Here is a 2,530-nt window from a genome sequence, read left to right as displayed (position 1 = left end):
GCCGGAGCCAACGGGTCGGCGCGAAGCGCCGCCCGATGATAAACTCCGCGCAGGCTTCGGGTGAGGGGTCTCTCCACGCGTTCAGGACTCGCGGAAAGTCTCCTCACCCGCCGCGCATCTGACGATGCGCGGCGACCTCTCCCCTGCGGGGAGAGGTGAGTAGAGCGCCTCCGCCGTCATCCTGAGGAGCCGCGCGCTTGCGCGGCGTCTCGAAGGATCGCCTCATACGCCGGAGCTTGCGGCCATCCTTCGAGGCTCGCAAGGGCTCGCGCCTCAGGATGACGGCGGCTGTTGGTTGGCGGCAGAGGTGAATACCGCCTGGTAGTCGTTGCCGCACCATCACCATCCCCGGTTGGTTTACACGCGCTGCCTTCCCGCTATTGTTGCACCGGGCTAGGAATTTTGAGTGTGGGGCAGCGTATGCGTAGCTTTGGCAGGCGTGCATTTCTGGGCATGTCGGTGGGCGCGGTGTCGATGCTGCGGCATCCGCTATCGGCTGCGGCGCAAACGCCGGCCTGCGTGCCCGGCGGCATGGCGCAATTTCTTCCGGTACGCCTGAACGTCGACTGCGCGTCGCGGCGAAACTTCTCGCTGTTCCGGAAAAATACCGACGACCTCGGATTGGCCGGGGTCGTCAGCATGAACTTCGTGCGCGGAAGATACGGCAACTACGATGCCGGAAGCATGATGGTGTTTCCGTGGGTAAAGCCCAAGGGCAAGAACGGCGCGGCAGTGCCCGCCGTGGTGCCGATCAACGGCATCCAGTTCATGTCCTCCGGGCCGATCCCGGACGCGACGCTGCCGCTCGATGAATATTTCTGCAATCATCGCCTGCAGGCGCCGACCGCGATGTTCATCGGCTTCCAGGTCGACGTGCCGCACAGCCGGCTCGAAGCGCGCTTCGACTGGTTCAGCAATGTCAAGCTCGCCGACGGCAAGAGCGTCGGCATCGACTGGACCAGCAGCAATCTGAACCATCCATGGTTCGGCGGCAGCCGCTTCATCCCGAACAAGGACACCTGCAACGGACCGGCCTGGCGCAAGCTGATCGTCGATGGATTGATGCAGGCATCCAGCGGAGTATGCTGACGCAGTAGCCCGTAGCCCGGATGGAGCGCAGCGAAATCCGGGGTTCTCGCAACGTGGTACTCCCCGGATTGCGCTGCGCTCCATCCGGGCTACGAACTGACGTTGATTGCGTGGAGGGAATCTCGATGAAGCGCGGGTTTTTCATTGTTGCCAGTGCGCTGGTGTTGTGCGGCGCCGCCTCCGCTCCGGCGCTGGCGGCTCCCGTCGCGGCTCCGATGCGCACGGCTCCCGCCGCGGCGCCGGCGCCGGCGGCTCCGGCCCCGATGGCGCGCGTTCCGTTCGGATGCGACGCGCGCGCGCCGAATGTCTGCCACTTCCGGATTTTTTACGCGCGCGGCGATCGCATCGTGATATTGCCCGCCGGCATGAAGGGGAAGCGCGTACCGGTGAAGGTCGGCGGCGATTATTGCATGACCTTGAACAAATCGCCGGTCTACAAATGCGTTCGCAAGGCCGTCAACGACAAATACAATAGCTGACGCTGCCAGGCTTCGCGTCCCGGGCGCGGTGCGGCATTCTTCATGCCGCTCCGCAGAACCGGGACCGTTGCGAATGCCGGCGTTCGTTACGGTCCCGGCTCTGCAGCGCACCGCTGCGCAAGTGCTACGCCATAGCGCGTCGAAGACGCGCGTAAACGCGCTTCGGGCGCTGCGTCCGGGGCACGCTTCAGGTGAAGATCGCCTGGTAGCCGTTGCCGTCCGGCCTCGGGCCGATCGGCACCAGGAAAATCTCCATGATGCCGATCGCCGGATGCGTGACCGGGTAGATCCCCTGCGGCAGCCACGGCCCTTTCGGCGCAACGAAGATCAGCGAGAACGCGCCGCCGGCGCGTCCGCTGTCGCCGGCCGGGTCGACCTTGGCCAGCTTCAGCGACAGCACGCCGCCGGCGGCCTGCACGTCGAAGGCCGCATCGAGATGCGCCGTAAAATCGTCGATTCGCAGCGCCGCCAGATCCGCCGTTGCCGCCATGTTCGCTTTCCCCCGAGTTCAACCAGCCGCACCGGTATCACGGCAAATCGATCCGCGAAATGCCGCCGTGTGGCCTGTCGCTGCGTTCCCCGGACGCAGCGCAGCGCGCCGCCCTTCGCGGCGTGGTGCGCTGCAGAGCCGGGGCCGTAACAGAGCGCGGTGTTCGGTACGGTCCCGGTTCTGCGGAGCGGCATGAAGAATGCCGCGCCGCGCCCGGGACACGAGGCCGCGCCTCGCCCGGGCAAAAAATTTAATGTTTTGCCGCTTGACAATATTCCCGTATACCTTATAACCCTAGTCATCTCATCCTAGCTGGAGGGAGCGTTACCTGGGACGCTTTGGAACGTGGGGATGGGAGCGGCGCCTGAGGGCGGGGGCAAACGTAGCTCACGCTCGCGGGAGTACTTGGGTATCCGTCCGGCCCCACTCTCGGGGTCTGCCACCGAAGCTGGCTGGACGGGGACAGGCAGCG

3 protein-coding genes are annotated in these 2,530 nt (G+C 65.3%); 2 read left to right on the top strand and 1 reads right to left on the bottom strand.

Going from position 1 to position 2,530, the window contains the following annotated elements:
- Positions 1-420 precede the first annotated feature (420 nt).
- On the top strand, positions 421-1,089 hold the full coding sequence (locus VGP39_RS11485; protein WP_327568227.1) for a hypothetical protein: 669 nt from the start codon (positions 421-423) through the stop codon (positions 1,087-1,089).
- Positions 1,090-1,214: 125 nt separating this feature from the next.
- Positions 1,215-1,568: a hypothetical protein gene (locus tag VGP39_RS11480; protein ID WP_327568226.1), complete on the top strand. Its 354-nt coding sequence runs from the start codon at positions 1,215-1,217 to the stop codon at positions 1,566-1,568.
- Between the two features lie 187 nt (positions 1,569-1,755).
- Here the strand turns inward: VGP39_RS11480 and VGP39_RS11475 are convergent, their stop codons facing one another.
- Complete coding sequence (locus VGP39_RS11475) at positions 1,756-2,058, bottom strand: DUF6916 family protein (protein WP_327568225.1); 303 nt, start codon at positions 2,056-2,058, stop codon at positions 1,756-1,758.
- Positions 2,059-2,530 lie beyond the last annotated feature (472 nt).

The organism is Bradyrhizobium sp., assembly GCF_036009065.1.
In the GTDB taxonomy this organism is placed as follows: domain Bacteria; phylum Pseudomonadota; class Alphaproteobacteria; order Rhizobiales; family Xanthobacteraceae; genus Bradyrhizobium.
This window is presented reverse-complemented; position numbering and strand designations above follow the sequence as displayed.

What these genes read in the sequence shown, in the direction of transcription:
- VGP39_RS11480 (WP_327568226.1), top strand. Translation starts at nt 1,215, where the DNA reads ATGAAGCGCGGGTTTTTCATTGTTGCCAGTGCGCTGGTGTTGTGCGGC.
- VGP39_RS11475 (WP_327568225.1), bottom strand. Translation starts at nt 2,058, where the DNA reads ATGGCGGCAACGGCGGATCTGGCGGCGCTGCGAATCGACGATTTTACG.
- VGP39_RS11485 (WP_327568227.1), top strand. Translation starts at nt 421, where the DNA reads ATGCGTAGCTTTGGCAGGCGTGCATTTCTGGGCATGTCGGTGGGCGCG.